The 17994-nt window shown below is 71.7% G+C and carries 17 protein-coding genes; 15 read left to right on the top strand and 2 right to left on the bottom strand.

The window, feature by feature from the left end; translation table 11 throughout:
* The first annotated feature begins 285 nt into the window (after positions 1–285).
* The 9 genes from mraZ (at position 286) to murD (ending at position 10599) form a co-directional block, all read left to right on the top strand.
* Positions 286–717: a division/cell wall cluster transcriptional repressor MraZ gene (gene mraZ, locus LNK82_RS29940; protein WP_053715381.1), complete on the top strand. Its 432-nt coding sequence runs from the start codon at positions 286–288 to the stop codon at positions 715–717.
* Between the two features lie 169 nt (positions 718–886).
* Positions 887–1834, top strand: a complete 948-nt coding sequence (gene rsmH / locus LNK82_RS29935) for a 16S rRNA (cytosine(1402)-N(4))-methyltransferase RsmH (protein WP_230570227.1) — start codon at positions 887–889, stop codon at positions 1832–1834.
* On the top strand, positions 1831–2469 hold the full coding sequence (ftsL, locus tag LNK82_RS29930; protein WP_230570226.1) for a cell division protein FtsL: 639 nt from the start codon (positions 1831–1833) through the stop codon (positions 2467–2469). The genes rsmH and ftsL overlap by 4 nt, the downstream gene beginning before the upstream one ends.
* A 63-nt stretch (positions 2470–2532) precedes the next feature.
* Positions 2533–4443, top strand: a complete 1911-nt coding sequence (locus tag LNK82_RS29925; protein WP_268997261.1) for a peptidoglycan D,D-transpeptidase FtsI family protein — start codon at positions 2533–2535, stop codon at positions 4441–4443.
* A gap of 57 nt (positions 4444–4500) precedes the next feature.
* Positions 4501–4998 carry a hypothetical protein gene (locus LNK82_RS29920; protein WP_230570224.1) on the top strand — a complete coding sequence of 166 codons (498 nt, stop codon included), beginning with the start codon at positions 4501–4503 and terminating at the stop codon, positions 4996–4998.
* 147 nt (positions 4999–5145) lie between these two features.
* Positions 5146–6675 carry a UDP-N-acetylmuramoyl-L-alanyl-D-glutamate--2,6-diaminopimelate ligase gene (locus LNK82_RS29915; RefSeq protein ID WP_230570223.1) on the top strand — a complete coding sequence of 510 codons (1530 nt, stop codon included), beginning with the start codon at positions 5146–5148 and terminating at the stop codon, positions 6673–6675.
* Positions 6672–8132 carry a UDP-N-acetylmuramoyl-tripeptide--D-alanyl-D-alanine ligase gene (locus LNK82_RS29910; RefSeq protein WP_230570222.1) on the top strand — a complete coding sequence of 487 codons (1461 nt, stop codon included), beginning with the start codon at positions 6672–6674 and terminating at the stop codon, positions 8130–8132. Before LNK82_RS29915 ends, LNK82_RS29910 begins: the two co-directional genes overlap by 4 nt.
* Positions 8129–9217 (top strand): phospho-N-acetylmuramoyl-pentapeptide-transferase, encoded by a 1089-nt coding sequence (gene mraY / locus LNK82_RS29905; RefSeq protein ID WP_230570221.1) that lies wholly within the window; start codon positions 8129–8131, stop codon positions 9215–9217. The genes LNK82_RS29910 and mraY overlap by 4 nt, the downstream gene beginning before the upstream one ends.
* 2 nt (positions 9218–9219) lie before the next feature.
* Complete coding sequence (murD, locus tag LNK82_RS29900; RefSeq protein WP_230570220.1) at positions 9220–10599, top strand: UDP-N-acetylmuramoyl-L-alanine--D-glutamate ligase; 1380 nt, start codon at positions 9220–9222, stop codon at positions 10597–10599.
* Here the strand turns inward: murD and LNK82_RS29895 are convergent.
* The gene (locus tag LNK82_RS29895) at positions 10551–10907 is read right to left on the bottom strand and encodes a hypothetical protein (protein ID WP_230570219.1); all 357 of its coding nucleotides are present in this window, start codon (positions 10905–10907) and stop codon (positions 10551–10553) included. The two genes, murD and LNK82_RS29895, sit on opposite strands and share 49 nt — an antisense overlap.
* A gap of 103 nt (positions 10908–11010) precedes the next feature.
* Here LNK82_RS29895 and LNK82_RS29890 point away from each other — a divergent pair, with 103 nt between their 5' ends.
* A complete protein-coding gene (locus LNK82_RS29890; protein WP_230570218.1) occupies positions 11011–11856 on the top strand; it encodes a helix-turn-helix domain-containing protein in 846 nt (281 codons plus the stop codon).
* Positions 11846–12109 carry a DUF397 domain-containing protein gene (locus LNK82_RS29885; protein ID WP_230570217.1) on the top strand — a complete coding sequence of 88 codons (264 nt, stop codon included), beginning with the start codon at positions 11846–11848 and terminating at the stop codon, positions 12107–12109. Before LNK82_RS29890 ends, LNK82_RS29885 begins: the two co-directional genes overlap by 11 nt.
* A gap of 365 nt (positions 12110–12474) precedes the next feature.
* Here LNK82_RS29885 and LNK82_RS29880 read toward each other — a convergent pair whose 3' ends face one another.
* A complete protein-coding gene (locus LNK82_RS29880) occupies positions 12475–12963 on the bottom strand; it encodes a hypothetical protein (protein WP_230570216.1) in 489 nt (162 codons plus the stop codon).
* Between the two features lie 125 nt (positions 12964–13088).
* Between LNK82_RS29880 and ftsW the strand changes: the two genes are divergently transcribed.
* The 4 genes from ftsW (at position 13089) to LNK82_RS29860 (ending at position 17917) form a co-directional block, all read left to right on the top strand.
* Complete coding sequence (gene ftsW, locus LNK82_RS29875; protein WP_230570215.1) at positions 13089–14540, top strand: putative lipid II flippase FtsW; 1452 nt, start codon at positions 13089–13091, stop codon at positions 14538–14540.
* Positions 14541–14582: 42 nt separating this feature from the next.
* Positions 14583–15686, top strand: a complete 1104-nt coding sequence (gene murG / locus LNK82_RS29870; RefSeq protein WP_372470684.1) for an undecaprenyldiphospho-muramoylpentapeptide beta-N-acetylglucosaminyltransferase — start codon at positions 14583–14585, stop codon at positions 15684–15686.
* Positions 15683–17080 (top strand): UDP-N-acetylmuramate--L-alanine ligase, encoded by a 1398-nt coding sequence (murC, locus tag LNK82_RS29865; RefSeq protein WP_308257311.1) that lies wholly within the window; start codon positions 15683–15685, stop codon positions 17078–17080. The genes murG and murC overlap by 4 nt, the downstream gene beginning before the upstream one ends.
* 75 nt (positions 17081–17155) lie before the next feature.
* The gene (locus tag LNK82_RS29860) at positions 17156–17917 is read left to right on the top strand and encodes a cell division protein FtsQ/DivIB (RefSeq protein WP_230570214.1); all 762 of its coding nucleotides are present in this window, start codon (positions 17156–17158) and stop codon (positions 17915–17917) included.
* Positions 17918–17994 lie beyond the last annotated feature (77 nt).

Genomic DNA, 17994 nt, shown 5'->3' with positions numbered 1-17994 from the left:
ACCAGGGTCGCCGGCGAACCGGTTTTGCCCGATTTCACTGGGCCATCCGGGTGGAGTTCGGGCCGGTTCGGCTCACCCGCAGAGGTGGTCGCGCTCGGCGTCCCCCACCACCCTCCACGGTGGACATCTTCGCTCTACCTGCGTAAACGCTTCGCCACGGGCCGTGCAACCACCCGTTTCAGCGTTGACTGTGGTGAAAAGTGGGGTACTGTGGCGGCCGGTGGGGCAGACGGGGGCTCCACTGCCGGTCGGAAGTGAATCTTCCGGCGTCGGGAGGTGGGCGCCGTGTTCCTGGGCACGCACTACCCGAGGCTGGACGACAAGGGCCGACTGACGCTGCCTGCGAAGTTCCGGGACGCGCTAGCGGGGGGTCTCATGGTCACCAAGGGCCAGGACCACTGCCTCTACGTGTTCCCCCGGGCGGAGTTCGAGCAGATGGCGCGCAAGGTCGCGGACGCTCCTTTCACCAACGAGGCCGTCCGCGCCTACCAGCGCTACCTGTTCGCGGGGACGGACGAGCAGCGGCCGGACGGCCAGGGCCGGGTGTCGATCGCACCGGAGCTGCGGCGGTACGCGGGGTTGACCAAGGAGTGCGTGGTCATCGGCGCGATCAACCGCCTGGAGATCTGGGACGCGCAGGCGTGGCAGCGCTACCTCGAGGAACACGAGGACAGCTACGCCACGGCGCGCGAGGAGGTGCTGCCCGGCGTCTTCTAGATCGGCTGGAACGGCCGTTTGCTTCGAGGTTTCGGGTGCCGTGAGGCCTCGGTCCGCTCGGCTTTCGGCCCTGGCGCACCTTCCCCGGCGCCAGGTCCGACGGGCGGGCGGGGACCTGACGACACCCGAATTTCTTGTTCTGTGAGGGGGGACCATCGAGGGAGGGGACATGGTGGAGCAGGCGCGTCACGTGCCGGTGCTGCTCGACCGCGTCCTGGACCTCCTGGCCCCCGCGCTGGCCGACCGGGACGCCGTGTTCGTCGACTGCACGCTCGGCCTGGGCGGTCACTCCGAAGCGGTGCTGCGGGCGCACCCGCGCGTGCGGCTGGTCGGGCTGGACCGCGACCCGCAGGCCATCGAGCTGTCCCGGCGCAGGCTGGCGCCGTTCGCCGATCGCGTGGAGTTCGTGCAGACCACCTACGACGGGATCGCCGAGGCGGTCGGCGGCGCGAAGGTCGACGGGATCCTGATGGACCTCGGGGTGTCCTCGCTGCAGCTGGACGCCGAGGAGCGCGGGTTCGCCTACTCCAAGGACGCGCCGCTGGACATGCGGATGAGCGCGGGCACCGGCATGACGGCGGCCGACGTGCTGAACACGTACTCGGTGGACGACCTGACCCGGATCCTGCGCGACTACGGCGAGGAGCGGTTCGCCCGCAAGATCGCCGGCGCCGTGGCGCGGGAGCGCGAGCGCGAGCCGTTCACCACCAGCGGTCGGCTGGTCGAGCTGCTCTACGACGTGGTGCCCGCGGCGACCCGCCGGACGGGCGGCCACCCGGCGAAGCGGACGTTCCAGGCGTTGCGCATCGAGGTGAACGAGGAGCTGGAGTCGCTGCGCCTGGCGCTGCCCGCCGCGCTGTCGGTGCTGGCGGTGGGCGGGCGGATCGTCGTGGAGTCCTACCAGTCGTTGGAAGACCGGATGGTCAAGCGGGCGTTCACGGCCCTGGCCACGTCGACGTCACCGCAGGACCTGCCGGTCGAGCTGCCCGGGCACGGTCCCCAGCTGCGGATGGTGACCAGGGGCGCGGAGCAGGCGAACGAGCAGGAGATCGAGGAGAACCCCAGGGCCGCGTCCGTGCGGCTGCGGGCGGCGGAACGCATCCGGGAGGCGACATGACGGCGCCGGCGAGGTCCGGCGGCGGTGTGCCGTCCACGGCCAGGTCGTCCAAGCCCCGCGAGCGCGCGCTGAAGGCCGTGCCGGCGGAGCGCCGCCGTTCGGCCGCGGCGGAGCGGGCTTACGCGCGGCGTGCGCAGCGCACGTCGTCGAAGCGCCGCCCTTCGGTGACCCGTCAGCCGACGGTGGCGCCCAAGGCGCCCTTCGTGGTGATGGTGATGGTCGTGCTGGGCGTCGGCATCGCGGCGATCATGTGGCTGGCGACCGCGGCGACCGCGGACTCGTACCGGTTGCAGGACGCGCGGGCCGAGGAGACCAGGCTCGCCCGGCAGGTCGAGCAGCTGCGGCGGGAGGTCGCGCTGGCCGAGTCGCCGCCGGGCCTCGCCGACGCCGCGACGAAGCTCGGCCTGGTCCCGGCGGGCGATCCGGCGCGGTTGCGGCAGCTGCCGGACGGTTCGGTCGAGGTGTACGGCAAGCCGTCCGCGGTGCAGCCGCCGCCACCGCCCACGTCGTCCACCACACCGTCCACCACGCCGCCCGCGCAGGACCCGGCCGCGCAGGACCAAGCCGGGCAGCAACCGCCCGCCGGCGACCAGACCGGACAGCAGGCGGGCGGTCAACAGCCACCGCAAGGCTGACCGCGGGCTCGCGAACCACAGGCGTGAACGACCAGTGCGACAGCCGGTACCAGGAGGTCAGTGATGCCGGGGCCCAGCCGGGGCAGACCCGTGCGACGCCCGTTGTCCGTCCGGGGACCCGCTCCTCGTGCGCGGCGCGGGGGCAACAGTCGCGTCCGGATCGCCGTGGGCCGGCTGCTGCTGGTCGGTGCGCTCCTGCTGGCCGGGATCAAGCTGGTCCAGGTCCAGGGCTTCCAGGCGGAGGCGTTGTCCGCGCAGGCCGAGCAGCAGCGCGCGACGAAGATCGACATCCTGGCGCCGCGCGGCTCGATCCTGGACCGCAACGGCAACCAGTTGGCGTTCAGCGTCGAGGCGCGCGCGCTCTACGTCGTGCCGCAGCGGATGCGCCAGGAGTGGGCGAAGGCGCTGGAGGACGACCCGGACATCGGCAGCTTCGAGGACCGGATCGCCGACATCGCCGCGTTCATCGAGCAGACGCTGGGCAAGGAGGTCGCCGGGCAGAAGACGGACCGCGACACCATGCTCGCGAAGCTGTCCCAGGACACCACGTACGTGGAGCTGGTGGACAACGTCGACCCAGGCAAGGCCGCCGTCATCACGGAGAAGTACTACAACGTCGGCTCCGAGGCGCGGGCCGTGCGCGTGTACCCGAACGGCGAGCTGGCGTCGAACATCATCGGCGCGGCGAACTGGCGCAAGGACACGGAGCCGCCCGCCACGCACGGCCTGCTGGGGCTCGAGATCGCGCAGGACAACCTGCTCGCCGGGCGCAACGGGCTGCGCGTCGTGGACACCATGCAGGGCAACGACGACGTGGTCATCCCGGGACCGGGCCGGTCGCAGGAGCTGGCCGCCGCCACGCCCGGCAAGAGCCTCGAGCTGACGCTGGACCTGGACACGCAGTACGCGTTGCAGCGCATGGTCACCGACTACACGGCCAGGACGGCGGCGCGCAGCGGTTCGGTGGTGGTGCTCGACAGCCGGACCGGCGAGATCCTGGCGATGGCCAACGACAAGACGTTCGACCCGAACGACTTCGGCAAGGCCTCCGACGACCAGAAGCGCAACGTCGCGGTCACCTCGGTGTTCGAGCCGGGGTCGGTGAACAAGGTCGTGACCGCCGCGACGGCCATCGAGGACGGCATCTACCAGCCCGACAGCGTGCTGCGGGTCGACGGCGACATCGAGGTCGCCGACCGGGTGATCGGCGACTGGTGGGACCACGGCCCGCTGGACATGACGTTCACCGGCGTGTTCGCGAAGTCCTCCAACGTGGGCACGTTGATGACGGCGCAGAAGATCGGCCAGGACCGCTACTCGGACATGCTGCGCAAGTTCGGGTTGGGCGAGCGGACCCAGTCCGGGCTGCCCGGCGAGGAGCCCGGGTACGTGCCGCCGTTGAAGCAGTGGTCCGGTTCGACGTTCGGCAACCTGCCGATCGGGCAGGGCCTGAACATGACGTTGTTGCAGATGACCGGGATGTACCAGGCGATCGCGAACGACGGGGTGCGCATCGCGCCGCGCATCGTGCGCGCCGAGGTGTCGGCCGACGGCAGCCGCAAGGAGATCGGCCCGGCGAAGAGCGAGCGGGTCGTGTCGCCGCAGACCGCCAGGACGGTCCGCGACATGTTCCGCGCCGTGGTGCAGAAGGCGCCGGGGTCGGACTCGGCGCTGCAGAGCGGCACGGGCACGCCGGCGGCGCTGCCGGGGTACCAGATCAGCGGCAAGACGGGCACGGCGCAGCAGATCGACCCGAAGTGCGGCTGTTACAGCAGTTCGCAGTACTGGATCACGTTCGCCGGCATCCTGCCCGCCGAGGACCCCCGGTTCGTGGTCGGCATCATGCTCGACAACCCGACCGGGAACCCGCAGTCGGCCGCGCCGCTGTTCCACGACGTCGCGTCGTACCTGTCGCAGCGCTACCAGATCCCGATGTCGGCCGAGCAGAGCCCGATCGTGCCGCTCGTGCGGTGACGTCCGGTTCCTGCCAACGCCGGTGGCGCCGGGTCGCCGCCGGCTAGCGTTCCCGGCATGGGAGAACTCGGCCGGCCGGCCTCGTTGGCAGTGGCGGGCGTCGTGGTGGTCGCCTTGGCGGCGTGCGGTTCCGATACCGGTTCCGGTTCCGGTGACGTGGCCGGTTCATCACCGGCGCCGGTCTCGTCCCCGTCGTCACCCGCGCCGTCGCCGACCGGGGGCAAGTCCGTCGTCGAGGTGTGCTCGGACCTGAACGCGTTCGCGACCGCCGCCGGTCCCGTGTTCGACCTGGCCATGATCGCGCTCGCCGACGGGGAGACCCCGGAGGAACGGCGCACGGTGAACGTCTACGTCAGCAGCATGGCGTTGCACGGCGTGCTGCTCGCGGACCACCCCGAGATGGGCCACCACTTCAGCGCGGTCGCCCTGGCGGCGGCCGACGCGAAGCGCAAGCTGGACGACGGCGTGCCCGCCGTGGACGCGCTCGCGGCCCTGAACGACGAACCGACGACCGCCGCCCGCGAAACCGCGGTCGCTTACCGGGGCGAGTGCTGATCCGAGTCGTCCCACCGCCTGCCACCCCGCCTGCACCGCCCCTAAAGTGCAAAAGAATTCAGGTTCAGCGGTGTGGCGGGGCGGGAAAACCGGTCCGGAGTGGACGTGCCGGCCGAACACTCTCCGTGCGCCGGTAGCCTTCCGCGCGTGCCTGCCAAGCTCGAGGGCAAGGTCGCGACCGCTCCGCCTCGCCCTTCCCGCACCCAGCCCGTTGCCGTGTCCGAGCTCGCCACGGCCGTCGACGCCCACCTGACCGCCCCGGACCGGGCGCACGTCCAGGTCAGCGGCGTGACGTTGCGTGCCCAACACGTGCGACCCGGCGACCTGTTCGCCGCGCTGCCGGGCACGCGGGTGCACGGCGCCGACTTCGCCGCCCAGGCCGTGGAGCACGGCGCGGTGGCCGTGCTGACCGACGAGGAAGGCGCGGCGAAGGTCCACGGCGTTCCCGTGCTGGTGCACCCGGACCCCCGCGCGGTCCTCGGGCAGCTGGCCTCCGGCGTCTATGGCGACCCGTCCACCAAGCTCGCCGTGTGGGGCGTCACCGGTACCTCCGGCAAGACCACCACCAGCTACATGATCGAGTCGGCCCTGGTCGCGGCCGGTCGCGCCACCGGGCTCATCGGCACGGTCGAGACGCGCGTCGCGGGCAACCGGCTCGACAGCGCCCTCACCACCCCCGAGGCGCCCGACCTGCAAGCCCTGCTGGCAGCGATGGCCGAGTGCGGCACCACGGACGTCGTCATGGAGGTCTCCAGCCACGCGCTGCGCCTCGGCCGGGTCGGCGGCGTGGGGTTCGCGGTCGGCGCGTTCACCAACCTCTCCCAGGACCACCTGGACTTCCACCCGGACATGGAGGACTACTTCCGGACCAAGGCCGAGCTGTTCGACGGCCGGGCCCGGACCGAGGTGGTCTGCGTGGACGGCGAGTGGGGCCCGCGCCTGGTCAAGGACGCCACGGTCACGGTCGCGACCACGAAGCCCGCCGACTGGACGGCCACGGACGTCACCGTCTCCGCCACGGGCGAGCAGGCGTTCACCGCGCACGGCCCGGACGGCGTCACGCTCGACGTCGAGCTCAGCCTCCCCGGCGACTTCAACGTCGCCAACGCCCTGCTGGCCATCGCCTGCCTGCACGTCCGGGGCATCCCGCTCGACGCCGTCCGCGAGGGCCTCAGGAACGTCCAGGTGCCCGGACGCATGCAGCGCGTCGACGAGGGCCAGGACTTCACCGCCGTCGTGGACTACTCCCACAAGCCGGCCGCCGTCGCCCTCGCGCTCGACGCGGTCCGCGCCCGCGCCACCGGCCGCGTCATCACGGTCCTGGGCTGCGGCGGCGACCGCGACACGGCCAAGCGCCCCCTCATGGGCGAGGAAGCCGCACGGCGCAGCGACGTCCTGATCGTCACCGACGACAACCCGCGCACGGAGGACCCGGCGCGGATCCGGGCCGCGATGCTGCACGGCGCGCTGTCCGTGCCGGAGGACGAGCGCGGCGAGGTCGTGGAGATCGGCGACCGCCGGCGCGCCATCGAGCACGCCGTGTCCCTCGCGCGCACCGGCGACGTCGTCGTGGTCGCGGGCAAGGGCCACGAGACCGGCCAGGAGGTCGGGGGCGTCGTGCAGCCGTTCTCCGACGTGGACGCACTGACCGGCGCGATCAGAGGAGCCACCCGGTGATCCAGCTCAGCCTCGCCGAGATCGCCGAGGTCGTCGGCGGCACGCTGCACCACGCCACCGGCGCCGAGGTGGTCACCGGCAGCGTCGAGTTCGACACCCGGAAGGTCACGCCCGGCGGCCTGTTCCTGGCGCTGCCCGGCGAACGGGTCGACGGCCACGACTTCGCCGCCCAGGCCGTGGCCCAGGGTGCGGTCGGCGTGCTGGCGGGCCGGGAGGTCGACGCGCCCGCCGTCATCGCGCCGCCCGTGGACCGGGCCGAGGGCAACGCCTACGTGCTGTCCGGCGACACCGACGGCTCGGGCGCGGCCGTGCTCAAGGCGCTGGCCAAGCTCGCCCGGCACGTCACGGACCGCTTGGCGGACCTGACCGTCGTCGGCGTGACGGGATCGTCCGGCAAGACGTCCACCAAGGACCTCATCGCCCAGGTCCTCGCACCGCTGGGCCCGACCATCGCGCCGCCGGGGTCGTTCAACAACGAACTGGGCCACCCCTGGACGGCGTTGCGCGTCGACGAGGACACCCGGTTCCTGGTCCTCGAGCTCAGCGCCCGGGGCATCGGCCACATCGCCGAGCTGTGCAAGGTCGCCGTGCCCCGCGTCGGCGCGGTCCTGAACGTCGGCAGCGCGCACGTCGGCGAGTTCGGCTCGCGGCAGAACATCGCCAAGGCCAAGGGCGAGCTGGTCGAGGCCCTGCCCGCGGACGGCATCGCGATCCTCAACGCCGACGACCCCCTCGTCGCGGGCATGGCCGACCGCACCGAGGCCAAGGTCGTCCTCGTCGGCGAGCACCCGTCCGCGCAGGTCCGCGCGAAGGACGTCGAGCTCGACGAGCAGGCCCGAGCCCGGTTCACCCTGGTCACGCCGCAGGGCGAGGCGGACGTCCGACTGGCCGTGCACGGGCCGCACCAGGTCGGCAACGCCCTCACCGCCGCCGCCATCGCCCTCGAGCTCGGCGCGACGCCGGAGGGGATCGCGCGGAGCCTCGGCACGGCGGCACGGGTGTCCGCGCATCGCATGGCGGTCTCCGAACGTCCTGACGGTGTGACCGTCATCAACGATGCGTACAACGCCAACCCGGAGTCGGTGCGCGCGGCGCTGAAGTCGCTCGCCACCATCTCCCGGGCCGCCACGCCCGCCCGCCGCAGCTGGGCGGTGCTGGGTCCGATGGCCGAACTGGGCGCGGACTCGATCCGCGCGCACGACGAGATCGGCCGGCTCGCGGTCCGCTTGGACATCAACAAGCTGGTCGTGGTCGGTCAGGACGCCCGCGCGATGCACCAAGGGGCGCACCTGGAAGGATCTTGGGGCGAAGAAGCGATTCTGGTGCCCGACGTGGCGGCGGCCGTCGAGCTGCTGCGCGACCAGGTGCGGCCGGGTGACGTCGTCCTGGTGAAGGCATCCAACTCATACGGCCTGTGGCGGGTTGCCGAGGCTCTCCTGGAGGCGGTCAGCAAGTGAAGAGCATCCTGATCGCGGCGGCCATCGCCCTGATCACGTCGATCATGCTGACGCCGTACCTGATCAAGATCTTCTCCCGGCAGGGTTTCGGCCAGGAGATCCGTGAAGAGGGGCCCCAGAGCCACAAGACCAAGCGCGGCACGCCCACCATGGGCGGCGTCGCGATCCTGGTCGCGATGTGGGCGGGCTACCTCGGCTCGCACCTGGTGAACTCCATGTCGGCGTCCGCGCAGGACCAGACGCCGAGCGCGTCCGGCCTGCTGGTGCTGATGCTGACCACGTCGCTGGGCGTCGTCGGCTTCCTGGACGACTTCATCAAGATCCGCAAGCAGCGCAACCTGGGCCTGAACAAGACCGCGAAGCTGGTCGGCCAGTTCGTGGCCACGATCATCTTCGCCGTGCTGGTCATCCAGTTCCCGAACAAGGACGGGATGACGCCCGCCTCGGTGAACCTGTCGTTCGTGCGCGACATCGCCGTGGTGTCGTTCGGCGTCGTCGGGTTCGTGGTGTTCTGCTACGCCGCGATCAGCGCCTGGTCCAACGCGGTGAACCTGACCGACGGCCTGGACGGCCTGGCCGGCGGCACGTCCGCGATGGTGCTCGGCACGTACGTGGTGATCAGCTTCTGGCAGTTCCGCTACAACTGCTCGAACCTGCTCGTGGCCGGCTGCTACGACGTGCGCGACCCGCTCGACCTGGCGCTGGTGGCCGCCGCCGCGATGGCCGGCTGCATCGGCTTCCTGTGGTGGAACGCCGCGCCGGCCAAGATCTTCATGGGCGACACGGGCTCGCTCGCGCTGGGCGGTCTGGTCGCCGGCCTGTCCATCGCCACGCGCACCGAGCTGCTGATGGTCGTCATCGGCGGTCTGTTCGTGGTCGAGGCGTTGTCGGTGGTGCTGCAGGTCGCGGTCTTCCGGACGTCACGACGGCGGTTGTTCCGCATGGCGCCGTTCCACCACCACTTCGAACTCGCCGGGTGGGCGGAAACCACGGTGATCATCAGGTTCTGGCTGCTCGCGGGCATGTGCTGCATGCTCGGGCTCGGCCTGTTCTACAGCGAGTGGCTGACCGCGGTCGAGAGCTGACGATGGGATTCCTCGCAGGTCGTCACGTCCTCGTGGCCGGCGCCGGGGTGACCGGCCGGTCGGCGGCGGAGGCGTTGCTGGCGGCGGACGCCGTCGTCACCGTGACCGACGGTTCGGCCGACCGCCTCGCCGCGCTGGAGCAGCTGCTGCCCGGCGTGGCGCTGACCCCCGGGTTGGTCGAGCCGCCGTCGGGGACGGACCTGGTCGTGACCAGCCCGGGGTGGCGCCCGTCCAGCCCGTTGCTGGAGTCGGCGACGGCGGCGGGCATCGAGGTGATCGGCGAGGTCGAGCTGGCCTGGCGGATGGGGCTGGAGCTGGCCGACCCGCCGACGTGGCTGGCCGTGACGGGGACGAACGGCAAGACCACGACGGTCGGGATGCTGGAGTCGATCCTGCGCGCGGCCGGGATCGACGCGGTGGCGTGCGGCAACGTCGGCCTGCCCGTGGTGGACGCCCTGCTGGCCGGGCGGCGGGTGCTGGCGGTGGAGCTGTCGAGCTTCCAGCTGCACTGGTCGCCGTCCGTGCGGCCGTTCGCCGGGGTGCTGTTGAACCTGGCCGAGGACCACTTGGACTGGCACGGCACGTTCGAGGCGTACGCGTCGGCGAAGGCCGGTGTGCTGACCGGTGAGGTCGCCGTCGGCGGGGTGGACGACCCCGTGGTGGCGCGGCTCCTGGCCTCGTCGCCGGCCGCCGCGCACGTCGGGTTCACGCTCGGGTCGCCGGAGGAAGGGCAGCTCGGCGTCCACGACGGGCAGTTGGTCGACCGGGCGTTCGGGCCTGCCGACGAGGTGTTGTTGCCGGTCGCCGACGTCCACCCCGGTGGGCCTCCCGGGATCGCCGACGCTCTGGCGGCGGCGGCGCTGGCCCGTGCGCACGGCGTGTCCGCGGCGGCGGTGGCTCAGGGTCTGCGCGACTTCACGCCGGGGGCGCACCGGGCCGTGCTGGTGACGACGGTCGACGGGATCGCCTACGTCAACGACTCCAAGGCCACGAACCCCCACGCGGCGGCGGCGTCGTTGCGGTCGCACGAGAGCGTGGTGTGGGTGGCCGGCGGGTTGCTCAAGGGCGCGTCGGTGGACGAGCTGGTGCGCGAGGAGGCGCACCGGCTGCGCGGGGCGGTGGTGATCGGGGCCGACCGCGAGGTGATCGCTTCGGCGTTGGCCCGGCACGCGCCGTCGGTGCCCGTGACGGTGTTGGACCCTGGCGAGGACGCCGCCGCGTCCATGGAGGACGCCGTGCGCGCCGCGCGTTCGATGGCGCGGCCGGGTGATGCCGTCGTGCTGGCGCCGGCGGCGGCGTCGATGGACATGTTCAGCGACTACGCGCACCGTGGTCAGGCGTTCGCCGACGCGGTGGTGGGGTTGGTCGGCCAGCGCGGGTAGATGCTGTCCGGGTCCTTCAGGTAGGTGTGGGCGGCGTCGACCACCGGGCACGGCCACGGCGTGCGCGTGAAGCGGCCGTCGTGCCAGGTCGGCGCGCAGCCGAGGCAGAGCCCGAAGGCGTCGGCCTGGTGGTTGCCGAGCGTGCCGCGCAGGGCCGCGACCAGGCGCGGGACTTCCGTGCGTGCGATGGCGCGGACGGTTTCGTCGTCGGTTTCGTGCTCGTTGGTCAGGAGTTCGACGGCGTCCAGGTAGCCGAGCATGTCCTGGTCGAGCAGGTGGAAGGCGCGGGCGAGCGCATCGGAGATCATGGGCCCAAAGGTGCACTTCAGGCGCTTTTGATGCAACACGGCATAGTGCGTATCGGCAGAAGTTCACCCGATCAGTGGTCCGGTTTCCCGCTAATGTCGCACCATGCCGCAGAACCAAGGCCCGGGAGTCCGGCGGCGCGTCCTGGCGAGCGCGCTGACCCGACTCCGCGAGGAGGCAGGGCTCGACTTCGACGACGTGGTCGAGAACCTTGGCTACTCGAAGTCGAAGATCAGTCGCATCGAGTCGGCGTACACCGGTGTGTCCATAGTAGACACCCGGGCGCTGGCCGAACTGTACGGGGCCGCACCCGATAAGACGGCCTGGTTGCTGCGGTTGGCGAAGGTCGCCAAGAAGCGCGGCTGGTGGCACGTGTACGGCGATGTCCTGTTCGACTGGTTCTCCGAGTACGTGGTCCTGGAGTCCGAGGCCACGGCGGTCAACATCTTCGAGATCGACCTCATCCCCGGCCTGTTCCAAACCCCGGCCTACTCGTATTGGTCGATGCGCGCGTATGCGCCGGATGCGTCGGATGAGGTGATCAACAAACGCGCTGAGCTGCGTCAGACCCGGCAGCGCCGAGTGGAGGACGGGTCGCTGTCGGTGTGGGCGATCGTCGACGAGGCTGCCCTGCGCCGGGCGGTCGGCGGCCGAGAGGTGCATCTGGAACAGTTGAACCACCTGTCGAAGGTGGTCGAGCGGCCCAATGTGACACTCCAGGTGTTGCCCTTCGGCAAGGGTCAGCACATGGCGATGGGCACCGCGTTCCGCCTGTTGAAGTTCTTGGACTTCCCGAGCGTGGTCTACATGGAGAACCTGACCGGCGGCCTGTATTTGGATGAAGAGGCAGAGGTCGAGCGGTATAGCCTGGTGTTGGATCACCTGCGAGCCACAGCGCTGGACCCGCAGGAATCGATCGCGCTGATCAGGCGGGTGATCGGTGACCTCTAGCTCGGCCGAGGAGAACGCGATGTGGTCGGAGTGGCGTAAGAGCAGTCGCAGTAACGGCGGTGGCGAGTGCATCGAGCTGTCGGTCTGGCGCAAGAGCAGTCGCAGCGACGGCACCGGCGCGTGCGTCGAGGTGGCCGTGTCGGCTGACGCGTTCCGGGTCCGGGACAGCAAGAACACCGCCGGCCCGACCTTGGAGTTCGGTGGCCGGGCCATGGCGATCTTCCTCGCCGGTGTCAAGCGGGACGCCGTCTAGCGTTCAGGGTCTAGTCGGTGGCCTTGGGGTGGCCGCCGCCGTACTCGACCCACACCGTGTGCCTGTCCACGTCCAGCAGGTACCAGATGCGATCTCCGCCGGTCACATCGATCTGCCAGCGGGGCATGAGGTGTCCGCCCTGTGTGCCGTTGGCCAGACCGCCCTTGAGTTGGTGGTGGCGGTTGGTGGGTTTGCCGGGTCCCGGGCCGGGGGTCGTTGCGCATGACCTCCCAGGCCTTGCGCAAGTTCTCCGCCGCCCGCGTCTCCAGGTCCCTGCCAACCCTTGATCGCCTCGTTGGTGCAGTACCGAACGCGCCACTCCGCGCCCACGGCCGGTGGTGCGACCGGGTCGCCCTTCTTCGGGCTCACGCGGTGGTCGCTCCAGGTTCGGGGACGTCACCCAGGTCCTCGCCGTCCTGCTGGAGGATCGCGAGGAGCCGTGGATCAGCGTGGACCTCGGCTGTGCGCTGCCACTCGCTGATGAGCTGCGTGACCGGGGCCGGCGTGCCCAGGGAGTCGGCGGCCTCCAACGTCTCCACGAGTTCCACGACGAACGCCTGCATGTCCTCGCGCGGCAGGAACCGGACCCACGGGAGCGCCTTGGGCATCACGGCGGTCACCAGGTCCCGGACGCTTTCGCTGTGCTGCATCAGAGCCACCAAGAGGGCGGTCGTGGTCGAGATGACCTCGCGCACCTCCTCGGCTCTGCTCACGGTGGTGAGCACCAGGTCTTCCTCGTCGCCGCGCCGGTGCACGAGCAGCGTCCGGCTCGGCGACTCCTGGAGCTTGCGGACCGAGTCGGCCGGCTTGTTCGACAGGTCGCTGAAGTTGATCTCGGACGCCGAGATGCCCATAGTTGCAAAGTAACTTGAAACTCGCGGGAGTGTCATCCGGGCCACCGGGCAGTGATCGCGGTCGCGTCGCGCGACACGCGGCCGATTGGCGGCGTTCGCCGGGCCGCGCGGGAGACGATGGGCGCATGACTGCGGTGGACCGGAAGCCGGTGGGGGAGCGACCGCCCAGAGCCCCGCGCGCCAAGCGCGTGGTCGCGGTGCGGACGTCGTTGACCGCTTGGCTCGGCCGTCCCCTGGCGGACTTCCACCTGCTGCTCGCGATCTTCGGCATGCTCACCGTGCTCGGGCTGATCATGGTGCTGTCCGCGTCCGCGCCGGGCGAGGTCGCCGAGGGCGCGTCGGCCTACAGCGTGTTCAAGAAGCAACTGCTGTACGTGGGCGTCGGCGCCATCGTCTTCCTGATCGTCCTGCGCATACCGCTGCGCACGATCCGGCACGGCAGCACGATGGCGATGCTCGTCTGCGTGATCCTGCTCGTCCTCGTGCTGACCCCGCTCGGCTCGGTGCTGGGCGGCGCGCAGTCGTGGTTCACCATCGGACCCGTCTCGTTCCAGCCGATCGAACCCGCGAAGCTCGCCCTGGCGCTGTGGGGAGCGCACGTCCTGGTGACCAAGCGCGCCCTCCTCGACCAGTACCGGCACCTGCTGGTCCCGGTCGTCCCCGTGGCGATGCTGGTGTTCGCGCTGGTGATGCTGCAACCCGACCTCGGCGGCACGATCACGCTGGGTGTCGTGCTGATGAGCCTGCTCTGGTTCGTCGGCGCGCCCATGCGGATCTTCGGGATCATCGCGATCGGCGCGGTGACCGGCGCGTTGGTGCTCGCGCTCGGCTCGGACTACCGGTTCAAGCGCGTGCAGACGTTCCTGAACCCCGCCGCCGACCCGCAGGGCGACGGGCTCCAGGCGTTGCAGGCGCTGTACGCGTTGGCGGAGGGCGGGTTCCTCGGCAAGGGCCTCACCAACGGCAGCTCGAAGTGGCGCTATTTGCCGAACGTGCACAGCGACTTCATCTTCGCCGTGATCGGCGAGGAGCTGGGCTTCATCGGCTGCGTGCTGGTGCTCGGCCTGTTCGTCCTGCTCGCGGTGGTCGGCCTGCGGATCGCGGCGCGCAACACCGACCCGTGGATCCGCATGGTGTCCGCGACGCTGACGGTGTGGCTGGTCGCGCAGGCCGCGATCAACATCGGCTACGTCGTGCAGCTGCTGCCGGTCACCGGCATCACGCTGCCGATGATCTCCTCCGGCGGCACGTCGGTCGTCACGACGATGTTCGTGTTCGGCATCCTCGCCAACTGCGCACGTCACGAGCCCGACGCGGTCTCGGCGTTGCGGTCGCTGGGCCCCGGCCGGGTCGGCGGTGTGCTGAAGCTGCCCGCGCCCGTGGTCTACAAGCCGCCGCCGAAGCGCCGCCCCGTGCGGCCGTCGCCGCCTCCCCGCGGTCGCAAGGCCGCGCCGCCTCCCGTGGACGAGCGGAGGATGGCCGGTCGTCACGCTCCGCCGTCGGAGTACCGTCGTCGCGAATCCCGAAAGGCCGGCCAGGACCGGGACGCGCGGTCCAGGCGGCGTGACGGGCGTTAGCGGTACCGGACACAGCGGTACACCGACGCGAGGAGGATATGCGTGACCGGGGTTCCCCAGCAGGCCGGACCGTGCGTGGTGGTCGCCGGAGGCGGCACCGCCGGGCACATCGAGCCAGCCCTGGCCCTGGCCGACGCGGTCATGCGGCTTCGGCCCGACGCGCGGGTCGTCGCGCTCGGCACAGAGCGCGGTCTGGAGAGCAGACTCGTGCCGGCCCGCGGCTACCCGCTGGAGCTGATCCCGCCGGTGCCGATGCCGCGCAAGCCGACGCCCGACCTGCTCAAGCTGCCCCTGCGCGTGCGCGGCGCCGTGAAGCACACCCGTGAGGTGCTCGAACGGGTCGGCGCCGACGTCGTGGTGGGTTTCGGCGGCTACGTCGCGCTGCCCGCCTACCTCGCCGCGCGCGGCCGGGTGCCGATCGTCGTGCACGAGGCCAACGCCAAGGCGGGCCTGGCCAACAAGGTCGGCGCGAAGTTCGCCGAACGGGTCGCCGCCGCGGTGCCCGACTCGGGCCTGACCGACGCCGAGATCATCGGCATCCCGCTGCGCTACTCGATCACCTCCCTCAAGCGCGCCGAGCTGCGGCAGCAGGCCCGCGCCCACTTCGGCCTGCACCCGACCGCGCCGACGCTGCTGGTGTTCGGCGGCTCGCAGGGCGCGCGGTCGATCAACAACGCGGTGTCCGGCGCGGCGTCCGCGTTCGCGCAGGCCGGTATCGGGGTGCTGCACGCGCACGGCCCCAAGAACACCGTCGCGGTGCAGTCGGTGCCGGGCGCGCCGCCGTACGTGCCGGTGCCGTACCTGGACCGGATGGACCTCGCCTACGCGGCGGCGGACGCGGTGCTGTGCCGGTCCGGCGCGATGACGGTGGCAGAGGTGTCCGCCGTGGGTCTGCCCGCGGTGTTCGTGCCCCTGCCGATCGGCAACGGCGAGCAGTCGCTCAACGCGGGCGCGGTCGTCGCCGCCGGCGGCGGCCTGCTGGTGCCCGACGACCAGCTGACGCCGGAGTGGATCGCGGCGAACGTGGTCCCGCTGGTCTCCGACCGCGCCCGGCTGGCCGCGATGACCACGGCCACGCTGAGCACCGGACACCGCGAGGCGGACGAGGTGCTGGCCCGCATCGTGCTCGAGGTGATCAAGAAGTGAGCGACGTCCTGGACCGCGTGCACCTCGTCGGCATCGGCGGGGCGGGCATGAGCGGCATCGCCCGGATCCTCCTCGCCCGCGGGGCCCAGGTGTCCGGCTCGGACGCCAAGGACTCGCGCACCGTGCTGGCGCTGCGCGCGCAGGGCGCGGCGATCGCGGTCGGCCACGCCGGCGCGAACCTCGACCAGCTGCCCGACGGGCCCACGGCGGTCGTGGTGTCCACCGCGATCCGCGAGGACAACCCGGAGCTGGTGGAAGCCCGCGCCCGCGGCACGGTCGTGCTGCGGCGGGCCGAGGCGCTGGCCGCGCTGATGCTCGACCACCGGGTGGCGTGCGTCGCCGGCACGCACGGCAAGACGTCGACCACGTCCATGCTCACGGTCGCCCTGCAGCACTGCCGGATGGACCCGTCGTTCGCGATCGGCGGCGACCTCAACGAGTCCGGCGCGAACGCGCACCAGGGCACGGGCGGCGTGTTCGTCGCCGAGGCCGACGAGAGCGACGGCTCGTTCCTCTACTTCTCGCCGTCGGTCGCGGTCGTGACCAACGTCGAGGCCGACCACCTCGACCACCACGGCACCGTCGAGGCGTACGTCGCGGTGTTCGACTCGTTCCTGGAGCGCATCCAGCCCGACGGCGTGCTGATCGCGTGCGCGGACGACCCGGGTTCGGCGGCGTTGGCGGAACGGGCCGCGAAGCTCGGCATCCGGGTCCGCACGTACGGCCGCACGGCCACCGGCGACGGCTCGGTCCGCGTGGTCGACTACCGGCCCGCCGACTCCGGCGGCGTCGCCCGGGTCGAGCTGGACGGCGACGTCGTGGACGTGCGCGTGGCCGTGCCGGGCGAGCACATGGCGGGCAACGCCATCGCCGCCCTGATCGCCGCGCTGGAGCTGGGCGCGGACCGCCAGGGCGTGCTGATCGGGCTGGCCGCGTTCGGCGGGGTCCGGCGGCGGTTCGAGTTCAAGGGCCAGGCCAGGGGGGTGCGGGTCTACGACGACTACGCCCACCACCCCACCGAGGTCGCCGCCCAGATCGCCGCCGCCCGGCCGGTCGCCGGCGACGGCAAGCTGGTCGTGGTGTTCCAGCCGCACCTGTACTCGCGGACGCGGTTGTTCGCCGAGGAGTTCGCCGCCGCGCTCGGCACGGCCGACGGCGTCGTCGTGCTCGACGTCTACGGCGCGCGGGAGGAGCCGGAGCCCGGCGTCACCGGCGCGCTGGTCTCCGGCCTGGTGCCGCTCGACGTCGGCAAGGTGGTCTACGAGCCGTCGTTCGACCGGGTGCCCGCGCTGGTCGCGAGCATGGTCGGCGAGGGCGACCTGGTGGTGACCATGGGCGCCGGTGACGTGACCATGCTCGGGCCGGAGATCGTCGGCGAGCTGGACCGGGCATGAGCGGGCTCGCGAGCGCGTCGTGCGCCGGGGTGCCCGGCGCCCTGGCCACGTCGTCGAGCGCCGGCGAGGCGTGACATGAGCACACAGGCGGCGCGTCGTCGGCCGGGCGCTTCCCCCGGCCCGGGTTCCCGGCCGTCGGCGCGCCGTCGTCCCAACCGACGTCCGACGCGGGCGCAGCTGTACCGGCGCAAGGTGGTCCGCCGCCGGGTCGGCGCGATCCTCGCGATGCTCGTGGTGACCGTCGTCGTCTGCACGGTCTGGTTCACGCCCGCGCTCGGCGTCCGCGAGGTCGAGGTGCGCGGCATCGCCAACCTGACCGGTGACGAGGTCCGCACGGCCGCCGCGATCGAGCCGGGCACGCCGCTGGTGCGGCTGGACGTCGACGCGGTCGCCGCGCGGGTCCGGGAACTGCCGCGCGTCGCCGGCGTCGAGGTCGAGCGGGTCGTGCCCGGCACCGTGCGGCTGACCGTGGACGAGCGGGAGCCGGTCGCGGTGATCATCGCGCCCGACGGCGCGCACCTGGTCGACGTGACCGGCAAGGACTACGCGACCGTCGTGCAGCCGCCGGCCGGCCTGCCGGAGCTGAAGGTGTCGTCGGACGCGGTCGCCGCGGCGGTGTCCGTGCTCACGCAGGTGCCCGGGGCGTTGCGGGAGGACGTGCTCAGCGTCGCCGCGGACTCGCCGTCGGACATCCGGCTGATGCTGAGCGGCGGCCGTGAGGCCCGCTGGGGCTCACCCGTCGACACCGTGCGCAAGGCCGCCGTGCTCGACGTGCTGATGACCCGCAAGGGCACCGTGTTCGACGTGTCCAGCCCCGAGCTGCCGACCGTCTCCTAAACACCGCGACGTGGTGAAACCCGCCACAGGGCGGATCCGCGGAAGTCGATCGTCCGGTGGTCGTCGTCCAGTGATAC

It is taken from the genome of Saccharothrix luteola (genome assembly GCF_020859565.1).
GTDB lineage: Bacteria > Actinomycetota > Actinomycetes > Mycobacteriales > Pseudonocardiaceae > Actinosynnema > Actinosynnema luteola.
Note: the sequence above shows the minus strand (reverse complement) of the source record. Positions and strands in the feature narration are given on the sequence as shown.

Coding starts and splice junctions, on each gene's coding strand:
- rsmH (WP_230570227.1), top strand. CDS start 887: ATGGTGGAGCAGGCGCGTCACGTGCCGGTGCTGCTCGACCGCGTCCTG.
- ftsW (WP_230570215.1), top strand. CDS start 13,089: ATGACTGCGGTGGACCGGAAGCCGGTGGGGGAGCGACCGCCCAGAGCC.
- LNK82_RS29880 (WP_230570216.1), bottom strand. CDS start 12,963: ATGGGCATCTCGGCGTCCGAGATCAACTTCAGCGACCTGTCGAACAAG.
- LNK82_RS29925 (WP_268997261.1), top strand. CDS start 2,533: ATGCCGGGGCCCAGCCGGGGCAGACCCGTGCGACGCCCGTTGTCCGTC.
- LNK82_RS29860 (WP_230570214.1), top strand. CDS start 17,156: ATGAGCACACAGGCGGCGCGTCGTCGGCCGGGCGCTTCCCCCGGCCCG.
- LNK82_RS29890 (WP_230570218.1), top strand. CDS start 11,011: ATGCCGCAGAACCAAGGCCCGGGAGTCCGGCGGCGCGTCCTGGCGAGC.
- LNK82_RS29920 (WP_230570224.1), top strand. CDS start 4,501: ATGGGAGAACTCGGCCGGCCGGCCTCGTTGGCAGTGGCGGGCGTCGTG.
- murD (WP_230570220.1), top strand. CDS start 9,220: ATGGGATTCCTCGCAGGTCGTCACGTCCTCGTGGCCGGCGCCGGGGTG.
- LNK82_RS29895 (WP_230570219.1), bottom strand. CDS start 10,907: ATGATCTCCGATGCGCTCGCCCGCGCCTTCCACCTGCTCGACCAGGAC.
- ftsL (WP_230570226.1), top strand. CDS start 1,831: ATGACGGCGCCGGCGAGGTCCGGCGGCGGTGTGCCGTCCACGGCCAGG.